Consider the following 18,863-nt stretch of genomic DNA (forward strand, 5'->3'; position numbering starts at 1 on the left):
GGGATTCTAACGTGGATGCTTTGGAATGGCACTACTCGCCCGTCATCGCTTCGCTCCCTGGCAATGACAAAAATATTGAGTTATCCGGAAAACTTCTCCAACAACTCCAGCTGTGCGCTGCGAGCGTCTTCCCCTTCCGCCGGTTGCAGCTGGCGATATTCGCCATTGGCTTGCAGCTCCCAGCTGTGGGTGTTGTCGTTCAAGTAGCAGTTGAGCTCCTCGACAATGCGCTTGCGCAGCTTTTTGTTTTCCACCGGAAAGGCGATTTCCACCCGGTGTTTGAGGTTGCGCTCCATCATATCGGCACTGCCGCAAAACAGTTGTGGGGCGGCGTTCTCGAAGTAATAGGTGCGAGTATGTTCCAGGAAACGACCAATAATGGACACTACGCGGATATTCTCTGACAACCCTGGAACGCCGGGGCGCAGACAGCACATACCGCGCACAACCAGGTCAATGGTTACTCCTGCCTGACTGGCTTTGTAGAGTTCCTGGATGATGTTGCCTTCCGTCAGGCTGTTCACCTTCATAATAATGCGCGCGGGTTTGCCTTCCTGGGCGGCGCTGGCCTCGGCGCGAATCATGCGGGTAATTTTTTTGTGCAGACTGAAAGGCGCACTGAGCAACCGCTTCAAGCCCTCCGCTTTACCCATTCCAGTGAGTTGCTGAAAGATTTTGTGCACATCGCTACCCAGTTCCTCGTCGCAGCTGAGCAGGCTGTAGTCGGTGTACAAACGGGCATTGCCGGCGTGGTAATTGCCGGTACCTAAGTGCACATAGCGGCGCAGTTTGTTGCCTTCGCGACGCACAATCAGCAGAGTCTTGGCGTGGGTTTTGTAGTTCACCACCCCGTAGGTGATTACCGCGCCAGCGTCTTGCAGGCGGCTGGCCAACTGCAGGTTTTCCGCTTCATCGAAACGGGCACGCAGTTCGATTACTACTGTCACTTCCTTGCCATTACGAGCCGCTTCCACCAGCGCGTCGACAATTTCCGAGGTAGCACCAGTGCGGTAAAGAGTCTGTTTGATCGCCAATACATCCGGGTCGCGGGCGGACTCACGCAGCAGATCGATAATCGGGCTGAACGACTGGAAAGGGTGTAACAACAACACATCATCCTTGCGCACCGCATCAAAAATCGGCGTTTCCTCATTGAGCAGTGCTTTCGGCAATGCCGCGGACAGTGGCGGATGTTTGAGGTCCGGGCGATCCACTTCTTTAATCAACTGCATCATACGGCCCAGGTTAACCGGCCCATGGACTCGATAGAGCTGATGTTCGGTGAGGTTCACCTGATCCAGCAGGAAATCCACCAGTTCCTGAGGGCAATCGTCGGTTACTTCCAGGCGCACCGCACTGCCAAAGCGACGGGAGTGCAACTCACCGCGCAGGGCACGGGCGATGTCTTCTACTTCGGTGGTGTTCAGATCCAGATCGGCGTCGCGGGTCAGGCGGAATTGGTAACAGCCGGTGGGGCTCATACCGGGGAACAGCTCGCCGATATGGGCATGCATCATGGAAGACAGATAAACGAAATTGTCGCCGCCATCGCACAATTCACTGGGCACTTTGATCAACCGCGGCAGGGAACGGGGCGCCGGCACAATGGCGCGGTTCATTTCCCGGCCAAAGGCGTCAGTGCCCTGCAGTGAAACAATAAAGTTGAGGCTTTTGTTGGCCAAACGCGGGAACGGGTGCACCGGATCCAGACCCAGGGGGCTGACCACCGGTTGTATCTGGGTGTGGAAGTAGTCTTTTACCCAGGCAGCCACCCCTTCGTTCCACTCGCAGCGCTTCAGGAAGCGAATATTTTCCTCTTCCAGCGCAGGCATCAGTACTTCATTGAGTATGCGGTACTGCTTGTCGAATCCCTCGTGGCATTGCTGACTCAGCTGTTTGAGCACTTCCTGTGGGTGGATGCCATCCAGTGCGACGCTTTCTCGGGAGTAGTTAATCTGCCGCTGCAGCCCCGCCAGGCGAATTTCAAAAAACTCGTCCATATTGCTGCTGAAAATCAGCAGGAACATCAGCCGCTCCAATAGCGGGTATTCTTCATTGAGCGCCTGCTCCAGCACCCGCAAATTGAACTGCATCAGGCTCAGGTGGCGGTTGATGTAGTAGTCCGGGTTGGACAGGTTGATCTCACCATTGTCCTCAGGGTGCAGAGGGACAACGCTATCGGGCAGCTGTTCGGACATGGCTTTTTTCATGGCGGGCTCAGGGAGAAATCATCTTCAGCTATTTGTATGACAGATTTTAGACATTTTTGTGTCAACAGAGGCACTTTACAACCAGCTATTGAACCCGATGGGCGTTTTTTGCTCTAAGGGCCACGTTTTAACCGGGAACACACGATGTCTGTTAAAAAAATTCTGATCTTGCTGGTAGTGGCCGCCGTGCTCTACCTCTATTTTTTCACCGGTTTGGGTGATTACATTACGCCAAGTTATTTCCAGCAGCTCTACGCCGAGCAGCCAATGTTGACCGTGGCGATTTTCTTTGCAGCCTACATACTGCTTTGCTCTTTGCCGGTGGCTGCGTTACTGACGGTGATGGGCGGCATGGTATTTGGCGCAACTACGGGCACCCTGGTGGTTTCCTTTGCCAGTACCCTGGGCGCTACCTTGGCGTTTTTGGTAGCTCGCGGCCTGCTGGGCGACTGGGTGCAAAGCCGCTTTGGCAGCTACCTGGAAACCGTTAACCGCGGTGTGGAAAAAGACGGCGCCTTCTACCTGTTCAGCCTGCGCCTGATCCCAGCGGTGCCATTCTCGGTAATCAACCCGGTGATGGGTTTAACCAAAATGAAGCCGTTTACCTTTTACTGGGTAAGCCAGCTGGGCATGCTGCCGGGCACGTTTGTGTATGTGAATGCCGGCGCACAATTGGGCGCAGTGGATGAATTCTCTGTCGCTGGTGTACTGACCCCAGGCCTGATTGCCTCCTTTATTCTGTTGGCCATTCTGCCGTTTATCGCCCGCGCCATTGTCGGCTCGGTGCAAAAAGCCAAAGTCTATAAAGGCTTCAAAAAACCCAAGGCCTTCGACACTAATATGGTGGTGATTGGCGGTGGCAGCGCCGGCTTGGTGAGCTCTTATATTGCTGCGGCGGTAAAAGCCAAGGTCACTCTGGTGGAACGCCACAAGATGGGTGGCGACTGCCTGAATACCGGCTGCGTACCCAGCAAAGCGCTGATCCGTTCCGCCAAAATCGTCAAGGAGGTACGCAACGCCGAGCACTACGGCGTCTCTGCTGGCGAACCCAAAGTGGATTTCGCCAAGGTCATGGATCGCGTACAGCAGGTGGTAAAAGACATTGAGCCCCACGACTCCATTGAGCGCTACACCGACCTGGGTGTGGATTGCGTTACCGGTGAAGCGAAGATTGTTTCCCCTTGGGAAGTGCAAGTGGGCGACGACACAATTACGACCAAGAATATTGTCATTGCCAGTGGCGCGCGCCCCTTTGTGCCACCGATTCCCGGCCTGGATCAAGTGGACTATTTAACCTCGGACAACCTGTGGGAGCTGCGTGACCTGCCCGAGCGCCTGCTGGTGCTGGGCGGCGGCCCCATCGGTAGTGAGCTTGCGCAATCCTTCCAGCGCCTGGGCTCTCAGGTGACCCAGGTGGATATGATGGATCGCCTGATGCCTCGCGAAGACGCCGACGTGTCCGCCTTTGTGATGGAGAAGTTTGCCGCTGAGGGCATCGACGTCAAAGTGAACCACAAAACCGTCGGCTTCGAGGTGCGCGATGGTGAAAACATCGCCCTGCTGGAATCCGGCGACGACAAAGTCGAAGTGGCGTTCGACAAGGTACTGATCGCCGTAGGCCGCAAAGCCAATGTCACCGGCATGGGCCTTGAAGAACTGAACATCGACACCCTGCCCCAAGGCACTGTGGCGGTGGACGACTACCTGCGCACCCGCTACCCCAACATCTACGCCTGTGGCGATGTGGCTGGCCCCTACCAGTTCACCCACACTGCCGCGCACCAGGCCTGGTATGCGGCGGTGAATGCGCTGTTCTCCGGCCTCAAGAGCTACAAAGTGGATTATTCGGTGATTCCCTGGGCCACATTTGTAGACCCGGAAGTGGCGCGGGTGGGCTTGAGCGAAGCAGAAGCTCAGGAGAAAGGCATCGAATACGAAGTCACCAAATACGGTATCGATGATCTGGATCGAGCTATCGCCGACGGCGAGGCACAGGGCTTTGTCAAAGTGCTTACCCCTCCGGGCAAAGACAAAATACTGGGCGCCACCATTGTGGGCTACCACGCCAGTGACTTGATTACCGAATTTGTGACGGGTATGAAGCGCAATATCGGCCTGAACAAGATACTCGGCACCATTCATATTTACCCCACCGTAAGCGAGGCCAATAAGTACGCCGCCGGTGAATGGAAGCGCGCCAACGCCCCGGAGAAGGCTCTGCAATGGCTGTTCAAATTCCACAACTGGCGCCGCGGCGCATCAGGCAGCGAAGCCCCTCCGGTAGCAGCCACGGCAAAAGAGTAAAGGCCCAACATTAAAGTAAGTTAAGCCAATCGACGAAGGGCGTTCTACCCAGTAAAGTAGGCGCCCTTCTTTCGTCTAACGCCCACTCGCAAATGGAAACAACATGAGCGCCCAAGACTCTTTTCAAGACAACGTTAAAGACTCTGTCAAAGACTATTACGGCAAAGAACTGCAAGGCTCCGCCGATCTGAAAACCGACGCCTGCTGTACTATTGGCAGCCTGCCGCAGCACCTGAAAGACATCATGTCCCGCATTCATCCGGAAGTGAGCAGCCGATACTACGGTTGCGGCCTGGTAGCCCCGGATTTGCTCAACGGCATGCGCATTCTCGATTTAGGCAGCGGCTCCGGCCAGGACGTGTACGTACTCTCCGCCATGGTGGGCAGCAGCGGTTCCGTGGTGGGTGTGGACATGACCGACGAACAGTTGGCGGTGGCCAATGCTCATATCGACTACCACCGCAAGGAATTCGGATACTGCCAGGCCAACGTCGAATTTAAAAAAGGTTATATCGAAAAGCTGGATGAGCTGGGCCTGGAAGACGAGAGCTTCGATATTATTGTGTCCAACTGCGTGATCAACCTGTCGCCGGACAAGCAAGCTGTACTGGAACAGGCACACCGCCTGCTCAAGCCCGGCGGCGAGCTGTACTTCTCCGACGTATACGCCGACCGCCGTGTACCCGCCGAACTGGTGGACGACCCGGTACTTTACGGGGAGTGCCTGAGCGGCGCCCTGTACTGGAACGACTTTATCAACCTGGCCAAACGCGCCGGATTTGCCGACCCCCGCCTGGTGGAAGACCGCCCCTTGGGCATCGACAACGACAGCGTAAAAGCCAAAATCGGCCATATCGGCTTCTACTCCGCCACCTACCGTTTGTGGAAACTGGACTCTCTGGAGCCTGCCTGCGAAGACTACGGCCAAGCGGTCATTTACAAAGGCAGCATCCCCAACTGCGAACGTGAATTCACTCTGGATAAAGGCCACGTGATCACCGCAGGCAAAGTATTCCCAGTGTGTGGTAACACCTGGAATATGCTGACGCAAACCCGCTTCGCGGAACACTTTGAGTTTGTCGGCAACTTCGATACCCACTACGGGATTTTTGAGGGCTGTGGGTCGTCGCTGCCTTACGATAGCAAAGTGTCTGAAAGTTCTGCTGGTGGCAGTTGCTGCTAATCTTGCTTAGCCCCGGAGCTGTGTATTTACTTTCAGGGCTCGCAGCAAGTACATCCCTGTATGCTCGTCGTCAGCATCCACGCTGACGGCGGCCCTGAATGCAAATACACAACTCCTCCCTTTTGCCCGTGTGCATCTATCTCTGATGAGAAGATTTGGTATGGGGTGCGCTTTCCCTGACCGTATGCGGCAAGGATGCCGCATCCGAGCGTGCAGGGACGGCTTTCTTATCCAAAAGAGTACAGCGTGTCAGGGAAAGCGCACCCCATGGCAAATCGCCACCCAAGCCTGCAAGGCCATCTTGTTTATAAGTTCGTTTAGAGTTAGCTTAAGTCCACTATTCAACTCGGCGTAATTCCCTTTGAACCAGCCAACCCAACAGGTCGATATCGCCATCGCTGGCGCCGGTATGGTGGGCGCCACATTGGCGTTACTGCTGCGTCAGGCAAACCCCAACTGGCGTATTTTGGTTGTGGAGCCGCACCCGCAACAAACCAGTGACGACTACAACCCCAGTTTTGATGACCGTTCGACAGCACTTTCCTGGCGCACGCGAGAAGTATTTGAAGGGTTGGGTCTGTGGCAACAATTGGAGCAACGCGCCGCTGCTATAGAGCAGATTCAGGTCAGTGATCGGGGGCATATCGCTTCCACCCAACTTAGTGCCTGTGAGCAGGGGATGACCGCTTACGGCTATGTGGTGGAAAACCGATGGCTGGGTCAGATATTGCAACAACAACTGGCCAACAGCGATATCACCTTGGCGGCGCCAGCCACTATTGAGCAGGTGACCATGACGGCCAATGGCGCCGAGCTATCCATTAGCAACAGCAACACCCCCATCACTTGCGAATTACTGATTGTTGCCGACGGCGCCCGCTCCACTACCCGAGATTTGCTGGGCATTGGCGTAGATGTGCAGGACTACGGCCAGATGGGGCTAATTGCCAATATCGCCCTGGCGCAGCCTCACAACGGCGTTGCTTACGAACGTTTTACTGCCAATGGGCCAATGGCGCTTTTACCATTACCGGACAGCAGCGAAGGCCAACACCGCAGTGCATTGGTGTGGACACTGCCACCAGATCAGGCGAAACACCTATCTGACTGCGACGAAGCGGAGTTTTTGGCGCAGCTGCAACAAGTGTTTGGCTACCGCCAAGGAAACTTGCTCGGCGTTGGCGAACGCCACCTCTACCCGCTGAAATTAATGGAAACCTGCGAACAAGTTCGTCGCCATCTGGTGGTGGTGGGCAACGCAGCCCATAGCCTGCATCCAGTAGCGGGCCAGGGATTTAACCTGGCGATCAGGGATATTGCCGCGCTGGTAGAAGTGTTGGCAGAAGGCACCAACAATGGCTGTGATTTGGGCGATTTGGCGCTGTTACAAAAGTATCAAAATAGCCGCGAGTCGGACCAACAGCGTACCGTTGCCGCCAGCCATTGGCTGCCGAAATTTTTTGCGGTGGATAACCCAACGGCAGCATTGGCTCGCGGTGCCGGACTGTTTGCCATGGATATGGTGCCGTCACTGCGGGGGCAGTTTGCCCGCTACGGCATGGGGGTGGAGTGATGACTGGTCAATACGATTTGGTGGTGGCTGGTGGCGGCCTGGTGGGCTCGGCGTTTGCTGCCTTGCTGGCCGATCGTTGCCCGGATTTATCCATTGCTGTGGTGGAATCTCGCCCTTTTTCCGGCCACTACCAAGACAGCGAATTTGACCCGCGAGTAGTGGCTCTTACCGAAACATCGCGCCAGTTGTTGGTGCAAATTGGCGTCTGGCCCGCTATTGCCGAACGGCGGGTTGCTCCGTACACCCATATGTCCGTATGGGATGCAGACGGTACCGGTTTTATTGAGTTCGACAGCAGCGATGTAGGCGCACTTTGCCTGGGCCATATTGTCGAGAATTCCAATATTGTCGGCGCACTGCAACAACGCCTGCAGCAGCTGGCCAATATTGATTGGATTTGCCCCGCCAAAGTGGCTCAGGTGGAGCAACAAAACAACCAAATCAGCATAGAGCTGGATAACAGTGAACAGCTCAGCTCGACATTATTGGTGGCCGCAGACGGCGCATTGTCCAGCGTCCGTGATCTGTGTGGTTTCCAGCTGGACGATACTCCTTACGGTCACAGTGCCATTGTTGCCACCGTTCGCTGCCAACACCCCCACAGCAATACCGCTCGCCAATGGTTTGCCAGCGATGGGCCACTGGCATTTTTGCCGCTGCCGGAAAAGCACAGTATTTCCTTTGTCTGGTCGCAGCGAGAGCAAAAGGCCGATGAGCTAATGGCGCTTTCGGACGAGGAATTTTGCACCCAGCTGACCCGCGCCAGCAGCGCTTGCCTGGGCACAGTGGAATCGGTGTCAAAACGTTTCTGTTTCCCCCTTCACCAGCGCCACACCAGCGACTATGTGCAGCCGGGTATCGCCTTGCTGGGGGATGCCGCCCACACCATTCACCCCCTCGCCGGGCAAGGCGTCAACCTGGGCTTTAAGGATGTTATTGCCCTGGTGGATGAATTGCAGCGCGCCAGCCAGCGCGGTTTACCTTTGGGGGACATGTCCGTGCTGGGTCGCTACCAGCGCCAGCGCAAGCCGGACAATCTGGCCACCATGCTCGCCATGAAGGGCTTTAAAGAACTGTTTGCCAGCGACAATCTGGAAGTGCGCCTGTTGCGCAATGAAGGCATGTCGCTGGTCAACCGTATGGGCTTGGTAAAAAAGCAGCTGGTACGACAGGCAATGGGTTTATAAAAGTGGATTTATAAAAGTGTGTTTTTGTAAATCCGCTTCTAAGCCGTGAAATAGATTTGCTAGGCTGACAATCTCAGTCGGCGAAATGGAAGCGGTTAACCATGATCCACGAAGAAATCCCCAAAGAACATTCCGATCCGTTTATCCAAAAGCTCCACCGCGCCATTCGGGTGGCGGTAAAAATTCTCGCGGTACTGATGGTGTTGGTGATTTTCTGGAGCATTCTGGACGTGGTGTATGTGCTCTACCAACGGCTGACATCCCCGCCCATGTTCTTGCTGGATATTGGCGATATCCTGCAAGTATTCGGTGCCTTTATGGTGGTGCTGATCGCCATCGAAATATTTATCAATATCCGCCTCTACCTCGGTACGGAAGTAATCCCGGTACAACTGGTATTGGCGACAGCGCTGATGGCCATTGCCCGTAAAGTGATTGTGCTGGATCTCAATGAAGTCAGCTCCGAACAAATTGTCGGTATTGCCCTGGTGACTCTGGCGCTGGGTATTTCCTACTGGCTGGTGGCCAAAAAAATCAAAGTCGAGCGGGAGTAGCGTCAACAAATCCTAAGAATAATTTTCCAAATACTCTTGAAACACTGCCATCAACTTTTGGGTATTTTTGCCAACGCTTCCAGTGCCGATCGGTTTGTTGTCGATGGTTGATACCGGAAGAACGTTTTTGCTGGTAGAAGTTAAAAAGGCTTCATCAATGCTTGCCAGCTCCTCTAGCGGCATATCCCGTTCTTCAATATGAAATTCCGCCGTCGCTAATTGCAGAACGATTTTTCGCGTAATTCCATAGAGGATGTCTTCGGCGGGTGTAATCAATGTATCACCGCAAAAAGCAAAGAAGTTACTGCGCGGGCTTTCGGTGATGCTTTGCCGGTTGTAATAGAGCAAATCGAGAGCGTTGTGTTGACGTTTTTTCTGCTCCAGACGAATGGAGTTCAGATAATTGATGGATTTTACCTGAGGCAGCTCCCGCTGATACTCGATGGACATCAGCGCCGCGCCCTGGGAAAAATAAACCTCAGGATACGTGGGCAGTTCCTCAGCGATCATAATCAGATTGGGCTGCCTGGTATCAAGACTACTGCAACCCCCGGTAAGCAACAGGCGTATCGCCGGTGTGGTGAGATCACTCAAGTCGATCAACTGTTGGGCGATAGCGGTGATTTCCTGGTCACCTAACGGAACGTCTAAATGCAGTTCCGCAGCGGATTGCCGCAGCCGGGCAATATTGTCGGCAAAATGAAACAGCATGCCGTTATAGCTGCGGCCAAAGTCAAATACACCGTAACCACGCTGCAATGCCAAATCGGTGATACCAACTGTGCCTTTATCCTTTGGCAGAATTTCACCATTGACGTAACAGTAGGCACTCATGTGTTTGCGACAGCTGAGTTGTGGTAATCGGCAATCCAGCTTTCAAAGGCTTCCCCGTTCATTGGCCGCCCCAGGTGATAGCCCTGTGCATACTGGCAACCCTGCTTCCTCAGGAAGTTGAGCTGCTCTTCTGTTTCCACACCCTCTCCCACCACCTGCAGAGATAGCTTTTGCGCCAGGCTGATAATGGTGTCGGTGAGTGTGGCGGCAGATGAATCTTCTTCGATGCGGCTGACAAAAGCGCGGTCGATTTTGATGATATCGATGGGGAAGGTGGTGAGATAGCTCAAGGACGAATAGCCGGTGCCAAAGTCGTCAATGGCGATGGAAATGCCCGCACTTTTCAGCCGGTTGAGCACCTTCAGGGCACGCTCTACATTTTGCGCCAGCAGGCGTTCGGTGATCTCCACGGTGATGCTGATATCTGCGGCTTGCTCGGTGATCAAATCAAGCCACATTTCCAATGAGTTGTCCCGAGACGAGAATACCCGCGGAGAAATATTGACCGACAAACAGGGGTGCTGGCCGTGTTCTCTGTCCAGCTGGCGAACATAGTCGCTGGCTTTTTTGAGTACTAGGCGGTCGATGGCGTTAATCATGCCGGTTTCTTCCGCCAGGGGAATAAACTCGTTGGGGGGCACAAACCTGCCGTTATCGATCCACCGCACCAGCGCCTCGCACTTCAGCGGTAAATCCTCTTGCAGGGGCACGATGGGCTGGAAGTGAGCTCGCAGCTCCTCATTGGCAATGGCCGCCTGCAATTTGTTGTGCAGAATGTGGCGGCTCTCTGAGATGCGCTGCATTTCCTCGGTAAAGTAGAGGCAACCATTGCGACCGGATTTTTTCACCTCGTACATGGCCTGGTCTGCATTGGTAACCAGTTCTTCCGCACTTTGGCCGTGCTCCGGGAAGCTGGATATACCAACGCTGGCGCTGCAAAACAATTGATGTTCGAGGATTTCAAACGGCTCATTGATGCGCTTGAGTATATTGGCGGCAATGGCGTAAGCATCGCCACTGTTGTTGATGTTATTGAGTATCACCGTGAACTCGTCACCGCTGTAGCGCGCCACAGTGTCGGAGCGCCGGGTGCAGTTTTTAATGCGGTGGGCCACTTCAGTGAGCAACAAGTCACCGGCCTTGTGACCCAGGTTATCGTTGACCGCCTTGAAGTTGTCCAGGTCGATAAACAGGATGGCGATGTTCTTCTGTTCACGCTCCGCCTGGGGCAGCAGTTTCGCCAAACGGTTCTCGAACAAAAAGCGGTTTGCCAGGCCGGTAACCGTATCGTAGGTGGCCTGCCGCTGGATCATCTCGACAAATTTTTTCTTTTCGGTGATGTCCTGCACCGCGCCCACCACTTCGGCAATATGGCCGCGACGGTGTACCGGGTTGCCGATCATACGCACCCAACGGGTGTCACCAGCGTGGTCGATGCTCAGTTCAACATCGAATTTGCGGCCGCTGGTAATAGCCTCTTGAAACAGGTATTTGAGCTGCTTGCTCTGGGATTCCGGGAACAGTTCAAGGATGGCGTCGATGTCGTGCTCGGTGTCTTCCGGAAAGCCAAAAATTTGTGCCGACTGCTCACTGAGGTGGGAAAGTTCGCCATCGGCGTGCACCTTCCAGCCTCCAATCAACGCCAGTTTGCCCGCGTCCTGCAGCAACTGTTCGTTCTCCCGCAATTTTGACTCAAAGCGGCGGTGGCTGATTACCTCGCGGTGGCGATTGCGCAGTATCAGCAGTGCCAAAATGGAGATCACAATGGCCGCCAGACGCACCACCCAGGCGTTCAGCGGGGTGGAATACCAGCCGCCGTTGGGTTGCGCACTCACCTGCCAAAAGCCGGAGCACACCGGGATGGTGGCCTGAATATTATTCGGATTGGTGAACAGGCTGTCGTTGCCAAAAAACGCAGAATTGGTGGCGCTAAGGGTGGGCCGATTGCGAATCGCCATATTGGTGGTCAGGGAATCCCCCTGCAGGCCGATTCGTCGATAGAGTCCTTGGGCATCCAGGGGCGCGGAAACAATCCCCCAAAACTTTCCGCTGTCTGGGCCGCGACGAATAAACACCGGGGCGCGCACAATAAAGGCGCTGCCCCCCTGCACCAGGTCAACCGGCCCGGCAAGGATCAACGCCTTGGTATCGCGGCTCAACAGAACATCGGCGCGCTGCTGCGGGTTTTCCAGGTAATTAAGCCCCAATACCGCCTCGTTACCCTCCATGGGATACACCATGGTAACCGTCAGATCCGGCGCTGCCGCCAGGTTGATCAGTAGCGGATTATCCTGCAGCAGCTCGTGGGCAAACTCAGCGAAATCTTCCTGGCCGAGATCCGGGTCCATAGCAATATGTGCCGCCAAACCCAGCATAAGGGATATAACGCTATTGATTTCGCCATTGAGCCGGGTGGATATGGTGTTGACCTGGCGGGCGGTTTCATCCCTCAGGTCGCGGGTATGCTGCTGGCGCGCAACGTACTCGCTACCAAACTCCATCAGGAAAATGATTGTCAGGCTCAGCAGGGTCAAATGCCAGGGAATCACCCGGCGAATGCACAGGTAGATGGCAGCAGCCACAATCATGGCAACAATGGCAAAAAAGAGAATATCCATCCGCTATCCGGTGATGGTCTTTATTGTTATAACGGGCAGAGTATTCCCGCCTCTGTGGATGCCGTCAAGGTTGCAAACTCAACGGCGGTTCCTGCAAAGCTGCCAACTGCTCACGCAATTCCAGAATGTGTTCACCCCAGTAACGCTCGCTGTTGAACCAGGGGAATGCGCGAGGAAATGCCGGATCGTCCCAACGACGCGCCAACCAGGCGGCGTAGTGCATAATTCGCAGGGTACGCAGCCCTTCGATCAACGCCAATTCCGCTGGGTCAAAATCGCAAAACTGCTCATAGCCTTCCAGGATTGTGTCCAGTTGTTCGGTTTGCTGACGGCGGTCGCCAGACAACAACATCCATAAATCCTGAATGGCCGGGCCGCTGCGACAATCGTCAAAATCTACAAAATGAGGCAGGTCGTCGCGCCACAGAATATTGCCGGGGTGGCAGTCACCGTGCAGGCGAATGCTCTGGTACTGACAGCGGCCAAACAAATCTTCCAATTGCGGCAGTAAATCTTCCACCAGTGTGCAATAGGCAGTTTCCAATGCCATGGGCAGGCATTGATGATTTTTTAAAAACAGATAACTGTCGATGGCATAACTCTGTACATCAACAGCAGGGCGAGACTGGAATGACCCGGCCTTACCCGCCGCGTGAATACGCCCCAGGTAACGACCCAGGATTTCCAGATTGTCGAGGTTATCCAATTCCGGCGCGCGGCCACCGCGCCGCTGGAACAAGGCAAAGTCAAAATCACCGTCGCTGTGCAGGGTTTTGCCATCGCTATCCGCCAGCGGTGGTACCACTGGAATTTCCAGTTGCGCCAACTCCTGAGTGAATTGGTGTTCCTCAAGAATCTGATCTCGTGACCAGCGTTGTGGCCGATAAAACTTGGCAATCAGCGGCTCAGCGTCTTCGATACCCACTTGGTAAACCCGGTTTTCATAACTGTTCAGCGGCAGTATGCGGGCGTCGCTGAAGTAGCCCTGCTGCTCCACCGCATCGATCACTCGATCCGGTGTCAGGGCGTCGTACGGGTGGGCATTGTTGTTTCGATCGCGATCTGTCATGGCGGCATGATACATGAGTGTTGAATTGTTATTGGGTCTGGTATCAGTTTGCCTATAGAATGCCGCCTTTAACGGGAACAACATCAACGGATATTTGTTATGGGTAACCGCACCGCTTTGTTTCAGGTTCACAGCGACCTGGGGGGCAAAATTGTCGACTTTGGCGGCTGGGATATGCCACTTAATTACGGCTCGCAAATTGAAGAACACAACGCCGTGCGCCAAAAGGCGGGTATGTTCGACGTCAGCCATATGACAGTTATTGATGTCACCGGCGCAGACGCCCGCGCCTATCTGCGCAAGCTGGTTACGCACGATGTAGCCAAGCTGGATGGCCAGCCCGGTAAGGCCCTGTACAGCGGCATGCTCAACGAACAGGGTGGGGTGATCGACGACCTGATCATCTACCACAACAGCGCCACGGATTACCGTGTGGTAGTGAACTGCGCCACCCGTGAAAAAGACCTGGCGTGGATGAACGAACAGGCAAATGGCTTTGACGTCACCCTGACCGAGCGCCCGGAATTTGCCATGATCGCCATTCAGGGGCCGCAGGCCATTGAACTCACCAAATCCGTTGTTTGCGACGATGCGGTTGCTGCCATCAATGAACTCAAGCCCTTTGTGGCCAGTGAAGTGGGCAGCTGGTACATCGCCCGCACCGGCTACTCCGGGGAAGATGGTTTGGAAATTATGCTACCCGGCGACCAGGCCGCCGATTTTTGGCAACGACTGCACAACGCCGGGGTTGAGCCCTGCGGCCTCGCTGCCCGCGATACCTTGCGCCTGGAAGCGGGTATGAACCTTTACGGCAACGACATGACCGACGACGTATCGCCGCTGGAAGCCAATATGGCCTGGACCGTCACCTGGGAGCCAGAAGACCGTGACTTTATCGGCCGCGCCGCATTAACCCGGCAAAAAGCCGATGGCGTTAAAAACAAGCTGGTGGGGCTGGTGTTTGAAGGCCGCGGAGTATTGCGCGCCGGAATGCGCGTAGAGGTTGAAGGCAGCGACAGCGACGGTATTATTACCAGCGGTGCTTTTTCACCCACCTTGGGTACCGCCATCGCCTTTGCCAGGGTACCGAGAACCGTTGGTGACGAAGTTCAGGTGGAATTGCGGGGCAAACTGGCCCCCGCCCGAGTAATAAAACCCTGCTTTGTGCGCAATGGCGCCAAGGCGTTTTAATGTCATTACCTTGTAGGTCGGGCTTTAGCCCGACGAGTAAAGCAAATTAGCCTGATAACATGACGGGCTAAAGCCCGACCTACACAGCACAATCAAATTGAAAGAGAACTAGAGGAAGAACACATGAGCGAAGTAATCAGCGGCCTGAAGTACATAGCCTCCCACGAGTGGATTCGCGATGAAGGCGACGGCACCGTAACCGTGGGCATTACCGACCATGCCCAGGAAGCCTTGGGCGATATTGTGTTTGTGGAACTGCCCGAAGTGGGTGCCGAGCTGTCTGCTGGCGACGACGCCGGTGTGGTGGAATCTGTGAAAGCGGCCTCTGACATCTACAGCCCAGTATCCGGCGAAGTGGTAGCTATCAACGATGACCTGGAAGACGCCCCGGAAACCGCCAACAGCTCACCCTACGGCGACGGCTGGTTTTTCCAAATCAAGTTGAGCGATGCATCTGAGTTGGAAGCGCTGCTGGATGCGGATGCGTACCAGGAAGTGTGCGATAGCGAATAAAAAGAGCACTATTTTGCGCCTTGCGGCGTTGAATGCTTTGCTGCGCTGCTCATGAACTTATGTTCACTCCGCTGCTCGCGCAACATTCGCCTTGCACTGCATCAAAATATTGCACTTTAAGCCATTCCAAAGCCGCCCTTGATGGCGGCTTTATTTATTTTGTGGGATACCCTCCATGACTTTGCGCCTCAAACTCAAACCCGGCAAAGAGCGCCGCATTCGCGGTGGCCACCCCTGGGTGTACAGCAACGAAGTGGATGTGGCGGCAACACCACTGAAGGGTATGGCTGCTGGCGGAATAGCGGTTGTTGAAGACAGTCGCGGCAACAGCCTGGGAGTTGCCACTGTCAGCCCCAACAGTTTGATCTGTGCGCGCCTGTACAGTCGCAACCCCAGTCAGAAGCTCGACGGGGATTTTTTACGCCAGCGCCTGCAAACCGCGATGACACAAAGAGAGCAAGTCTACCCCGGCGGCTGTTACCGACTTTGCTATGGCGATGCGGACAGCCTGCCCGGTGTGGTGGTTGACCGCTTTGGCGATTACCTGGCCGTGCGATTAGCCACAGCCACTATGGATCAGATGCAACGTCAGGTGATTGAGGTACTGGTGGAACTCACCCGACCCAAAGGCATTCTGCTACGCAATATGGGGCCATTCCGACAACAGGAAGGGCTGCCGGAATCCATCGACGTTGCCTTTGGCGAGGTACCGGAATTTGTAGAAATCGTCGAGAACAACACCCGCTTTACCGTGCCACTGCTGGCCGGGCAAAAGACCGGCTGGTTTTACGACCACCGGGAAAATCGTGCCCTACTGCAACGATTGTGCCCCGGCAAAAGTGTGCTGGATGTTTTCAGCTACGCCGGCGGCTGGGCTGTGGAAGCGCTGATGGCCGGAGCCAAATCGGCTTGCTGTGTAGATGCCTCCGCAGAAGCACTTAACGCCGCTGCCGCCAGTGCCGAATTGAATGGTGTGAGCGACCGTTTCAGCTGCCGCCAAGGCAAGGCGGCGGAAATACTCAAGGCACTGGCCGCAGAGAAACAACGATTTGATATCGTGGTGTTAGACCCGCCGGCCTTTATCAAACGCCGCAAAGATATTCGCCAGGGCGAGAAGGCCTACCACCAGATCAACCAACTGGCTATGAAAGTGCTGGCCCCCGGCGGTTTGCTGGTGTCTGCCTCCTGCTCCATGCATTTGTCAGAAGCAATGCTGATGGATGTGGTGCGTCAGGCAGGCTCACGCAGCGGCCGCCAGCTACAGGTGATCGCCAGCGGCGGCGCCGGTTTGGATCACCCGGTTCATCCGGCCATCCCGGAAACCCGTTACCTGAAAGCCATCTTTGCCCAGGAGATTGTCAATGGGGAATGACTCCGTGCAACCCGGCCGCTACCGCCACTACAAAGGCAATGACTACGAGGTGATTGGTGTGGCCCGTCACTCGGAAACCGAGGAGCCGCTGGTGGTGTATCGGCCCTGTTACGGCAACCGCGACCTGTGGGTGCGGCCTCTGGCGATGTTTACAGAGACCGTGACAGTGGACGGCAAACCGATACCACGCTTTCAACGACAACAATAGTTGTGACCACGCATTTGCTTCTGGCCTCTTAAAATTCAAAAAAATTCTCTAAAAAAATAAAAAAAGATTTACAGACAGCTGCCGATATAGGCATAGTTGCCTTGCGTTTATAAAACGCAACACCAGCAAGTTTATTGGCAGGCTGTTTGGGTTTCTGCCATTGCTCACAGAGCATCCATAAGCCTGCCGTTTTCCACGACACGACCTGGAGAAGTGCTTATGGGAGACGCCATGCCAGTGGCTGAACACAGCGTTCAAGACTCTACTGTCGACAAGACTGCTCAACCTTCCAGCGAACAACCCACCATCTACATTCTGGACACCAACGTCCTGATTCACGACCCCACCGCCCTGCTCAACTTTGAAGAACACCACGTCGCCATTCCAATGACCGTATTGGAAGAACTCGACAAACTAAAAAGCGGCCGCAATACCCTGGCAGCGGACTGTCGCCAGGCGATTCGCGGCATTGACCAGATACTGGGGGGAGCCACTTCGGAAGAAGTGGAAAGTGGCGTCGCCATCCGCCGTGGAGAAAAAAGCGAGCCCCTCGGCACCCTCTCCATTTTGATGAGCCAGGCACCGGATAATGTCGCCGTGCTGCCCACTCATCTCAACGACAACAAAATCATCAACGACATCTGCCTGCTGAAAAAACAGTATCCGGACAAGCGCGTGGTGCTGGTTACCAAAGACATCAATATGCGCCTGAAAGCGCGCGGCTGCGGCATCGACTCCGAGGATTACCACAACGACCAACTGGTCAGTGACATCGAGCTGATCAACAAAGGTTTTGTGGAATTTACTGGCAGCTTCTGGGATTCCATCGAGTCGGTGGAAACCGAAGCAGACGCCGGTTACGCCTACCACCGAGTGCCTCGTTGTGATCGCTTGCAAGAGGTGTACCCCAACCAGTTTGTGCTCGACGAGCAGGGCTTTGTGGGTCAGGTGGTGGAAATCACTAATGACAGCATCACCCTCAAACAACTGGATCAACAATCCCTGCTGGAGCAAGAAGCCTGGGGGCTGAAACCTCGGGACATCTACCAGGCCATGGCCCTGCACTTGCTGATGGACCCAGACATCCACCTGGTGAATCTGGTGGGTTCGGCGGGTTCCGGCAAAACCATTCTCGCCCTGGCCGCAGCCATCGAACAAACCGTTACCACCAAAACCTACCGCCGCATTATCGCTACTCGCAGCACCCAGGGGTTGGATGAGGACATCGGTTTTTTGCCGGGTACCGAGGAGGAGAAAATGGAACCCTGGCTGGGGGCCATTACCGATAACCTGGAAGCCCTGCACTACGACGACGAAGACTGTTCCGGCAGTGTCGACTACGTGCTCAACAAAGTGCCGTTGATGTTCAAATCCCTGAACTACATTCGCGGCCGCAGCTTCCAGCACAGCCTGATATTGATCGACGAATCGCAAAACCTCACGCCCCACCAAATCAAAACCATCGTCACCCGTGCAGGTAAGGGCTCCAAGGTGGTGTGCCTGGGCAACCTGGCGCAAATCGATACCCCTTACCTGAGCGCCACCAGCTCGGGACTTACCTACCTCACCGAGCGTTTTAAAGGCTTTGAGTACGGCGGCAACATCCAGCTGCAAGGGGTACCCCGCTCGCTGTTGGCGGAGTACGCGGAAGCCAATTTGTAGCAAAGCGTACAACCAAAACGACAAAGCCGCCCTCGGGCGGCTTTCAGATCGCTGACAAACCCCGGCATTTTTGCTGGGGTTTGTTGTTTCTGGGCATTGCTAACCCAAAAGCCGGAGAGTCTCTCGAATCTAGGTTGAGCCTCGCAAACACCGCACTGAGGTATTTACAGAGGCTAAGCAAGGGGTTTGGAGTGTAGAGAGGGCTCAATAGAGGCTCAGGCCGCCATCTGAGCAATTTTCTTGATGTTTTGGGCAGTTGCAGCCATCAGACACTGACCAGCCACTCTATTAAGCCTGGTGTAGCGAGCATATCGATAACCGTGTAGTTGTTTAGCATCAGCGAAGCTGCGTTCAACTGTCTCCTGCCGGCGCCTGTAAATCTCTT

Annotated in this window: 15 protein-coding genes; 10 read left to right on the forward strand and 5 right to left on the reverse strand. The window is 54.9% G+C overall.

The window, feature by feature from the left end; all coding sequences use genetic code 11:
• Window positions 1–80: 80 nt before the first annotated feature.
• Complete coding sequence (gene ppk1, locus QSV34_RS13205; protein ID WP_502929021.1) at window positions 81–2,210, reverse strand: polyphosphate kinase 1; 2,130 nt, start codon at window positions 2,208–2,210, stop codon at window positions 81–83.
• A gap of 144 nt (window positions 2,211–2,354) precedes the next feature.
• On the opposite strand from ppk1, the gene QSV34_RS13210 reads away from it, so the two are divergent.
• From QSV34_RS13210 to QSV34_RS13230, 5 genes are all read left to right on the forward strand, one after another.
• Window positions 2,355–4,514: a dihydrolipoyl dehydrogenase family protein gene (locus QSV34_RS13210; RefSeq protein WP_289155451.1), complete on the forward strand. Its 2,160-nt coding sequence runs from the start codon at window positions 2,355–2,357 to the stop codon at window positions 4,512–4,514.
• Window positions 4,515–4,617: 103 nt separating this feature from the next.
• Window positions 4,618–5,697, forward strand: coding sequence for a methyltransferase domain-containing protein (locus QSV34_RS13215; protein ID WP_289155452.1), 1,080 nt, complete (start codon window positions 4,618–4,620; stop codon window positions 5,695–5,697).
• Between the two features lie 361 nt (window positions 5,698–6,058).
• Window positions 6,059–7,270: a 2-octaprenyl-6-methoxyphenyl hydroxylase gene (gene ubiH, locus QSV34_RS13220; RefSeq protein ID WP_289155454.1), complete on the forward strand. Its 1,212-nt coding sequence runs from the start codon at window positions 6,059–6,061 to the stop codon at window positions 7,268–7,270.
• Window positions 7,270–8,457 carry a UbiH/UbiF/VisC/COQ6 family ubiquinone biosynthesis hydroxylase gene (locus QSV34_RS13225; RefSeq protein WP_289155456.1) on the forward strand — a complete coding sequence of 396 codons (1,188 nt, stop codon included), beginning with the start codon at window positions 7,270–7,272 and terminating at the stop codon, window positions 8,455–8,457. The genes ubiH and QSV34_RS13225 overlap by 1 nt, the downstream gene beginning before the upstream one ends.
• A 101-nt stretch (window positions 8,458–8,558) precedes the next feature.
• Window positions 8,559–9,011 (forward strand): phosphate-starvation-inducible PsiE family protein, encoded by a 453-nt coding sequence (locus tag QSV34_RS13230; RefSeq protein ID WP_289155457.1) that lies wholly within the window; start codon window positions 8,559–8,561, stop codon window positions 9,009–9,011.
• A gap of 12 nt (window positions 9,012–9,023) precedes the next feature.
• Here QSV34_RS13230 and QSV34_RS13235 read toward each other — a convergent pair whose 3' ends face one another.
• The 3 genes from QSV34_RS13235 to QSV34_RS13245 all read right to left on the reverse strand — a co-directional run bounded on the left by QSV34_RS13235 (window position 9,024) and on the right by QSV34_RS13245 (window position 13,532).
• Window positions 9,024–9,845, reverse strand: coding sequence for an aminotransferase class IV (locus QSV34_RS13235; protein ID WP_289155459.1), 822 nt, complete (start codon window positions 9,843–9,845; stop codon window positions 9,024–9,026).
• Entirely contained in the window at window positions 9,842–12,463 is a 2,622-nt protein-coding gene (locus tag QSV34_RS13240; protein ID WP_289155462.1) for a bifunctional diguanylate cyclase/phosphodiesterase, read from the reverse strand. Before QSV34_RS13240 ends, QSV34_RS13235 begins: the two co-directional genes overlap by 4 nt.
• A 64-nt stretch (window positions 12,464–12,527) precedes the next feature.
• Window positions 12,528–13,532 (reverse strand): serine/threonine protein kinase, encoded by a 1,005-nt coding sequence (locus QSV34_RS13245; RefSeq protein WP_289155463.1) that lies wholly within the window; start codon window positions 13,530–13,532, stop codon window positions 12,528–12,530.
• Window positions 13,533–13,631: 99 nt separating this feature from the next.
• Between QSV34_RS13245 and gcvT the strand changes: the two genes are divergently transcribed.
• The 5 genes from gcvT (at window position 13,632) to QSV34_RS13270 (ending at window position 18,478) form a co-directional block, all read left to right on the forward strand.
• Window positions 13,632–14,723: a glycine cleavage system aminomethyltransferase GcvT gene (gene gcvT / locus QSV34_RS13250; protein WP_289155465.1), complete on the forward strand. Its 1,092-nt coding sequence runs from the start codon at window positions 13,632–13,634 to the stop codon at window positions 14,721–14,723.
• Between the two features lie 123 nt (window positions 14,724–14,846).
• The gene (gcvH, locus tag QSV34_RS13255) at window positions 14,847–15,236 is read left to right on the forward strand and encodes a glycine cleavage system protein GcvH (RefSeq protein WP_289155467.1); all 390 of its coding nucleotides are present in this window, start codon (window positions 14,847–14,849) and stop codon (window positions 15,234–15,236) included.
• 175 nt (window positions 15,237–15,411) lie between these two features.
• Entirely contained in the window at window positions 15,412–16,608 is a 1,197-nt protein-coding gene (locus QSV34_RS13260; RefSeq protein WP_289155469.1) for a class I SAM-dependent rRNA methyltransferase, read from the forward strand.
• Window positions 16,598–16,816: a DUF1653 domain-containing protein gene (locus tag QSV34_RS13265; RefSeq protein WP_289155471.1), complete on the forward strand. Its 219-nt coding sequence runs from the start codon at window positions 16,598–16,600 to the stop codon at window positions 16,814–16,816. Before QSV34_RS13260 ends, QSV34_RS13265 begins: the two co-directional genes overlap by 11 nt.
• A 219-nt stretch (window positions 16,817–17,035) precedes the next feature.
• A complete protein-coding gene (locus QSV34_RS13270) occupies window positions 17,036–18,478 on the forward strand; it encodes a PhoH family protein (protein ID WP_289155473.1) in 1,443 nt (480 codons plus the stop codon).
• A gap of 215 nt (window positions 18,479–18,693) precedes the next feature.
• Here QSV34_RS13270 and QSV34_RS13275 read toward each other — a convergent pair.
• Window positions 18,694–18,863: transposase (locus QSV34_RS13275; protein WP_289151995.1), on the reverse strand; the 170-nt coding region annotated here is incomplete at its 5' end.

This window comes from Porticoccus sp. W117, from assembly GCF_030341905.1.
Lineage (GTDB): Bacteria > Pseudomonadota > Gammaproteobacteria > Pseudomonadales > Porticoccaceae > SCSIO-12696.

Bases quoted from the DNA above. Each gene is read 5' to 3' on its own strand.
- ppk1 (WP_502929021.1), bottom strand. From the start codon at position 2,210: ATGAAAAAAGCCATGTCCGAACAGCTGCCCGATAGCGTTGTCCCTCTG.
- QSV34_RS13210 (WP_289155451.1), top strand. From the start codon at position 2,355: ATGTCTGTTAAAAAAATTCTGATCTTGCTGGTAGTGGCCGCCGTGCTC.
- QSV34_RS13215 (WP_289155452.1), top strand. From the start codon at position 4,618: ATGAGCGCCCAAGACTCTTTTCAAGACAACGTTAAAGACTCTGTCAAA.
- QSV34_RS13225 (WP_289155456.1), top strand. From the start codon at position 7,270: ATGACTGGTCAATACGATTTGGTGGTGGCTGGTGGCGGCCTGGTGGGC.
- QSV34_RS13230 (WP_289155457.1), top strand. From the start codon at position 8,559: ATGATCCACGAAGAAATCCCCAAAGAACATTCCGATCCGTTTATCCAA.
- QSV34_RS13235 (WP_289155459.1), bottom strand. From the start codon at position 9,845: ATGAGTGCCTACTGTTACGTCAATGGTGAAATTCTGCCAAAGGATAAA.
- QSV34_RS13240 (WP_289155462.1), bottom strand. From the start codon at position 12,463: ATGGATATTCTCTTTTTTGCCATTGTTGCCATGATTGTGGCTGCTGCC.
- QSV34_RS13245 (WP_289155463.1), bottom strand. From the start codon at position 13,532: ATGACAGATCGCGATCGAAACAACAATGCCCACCCGTACGACGCCCTG.
- gcvT (WP_289155465.1), top strand. From the start codon at position 13,632: ATGGGTAACCGCACCGCTTTGTTTCAGGTTCACAGCGACCTGGGGGGC.
- gcvH (WP_289155467.1), top strand. From the start codon at position 14,847: ATGAGCGAAGTAATCAGCGGCCTGAAGTACATAGCCTCCCACGAGTGG.
- QSV34_RS13260 (WP_289155469.1), top strand. From the start codon at position 15,412: ATGACTTTGCGCCTCAAACTCAAACCCGGCAAAGAGCGCCGCATTCGC.
- QSV34_RS13265 (WP_289155471.1), top strand. From the start codon at position 16,598: ATGGGGAATGACTCCGTGCAACCCGGCCGCTACCGCCACTACAAAGGC.
- QSV34_RS13270 (WP_289155473.1), top strand. From the start codon at position 17,036: ATGGGAGACGCCATGCCAGTGGCTGAACACAGCGTTCAAGACTCTACT.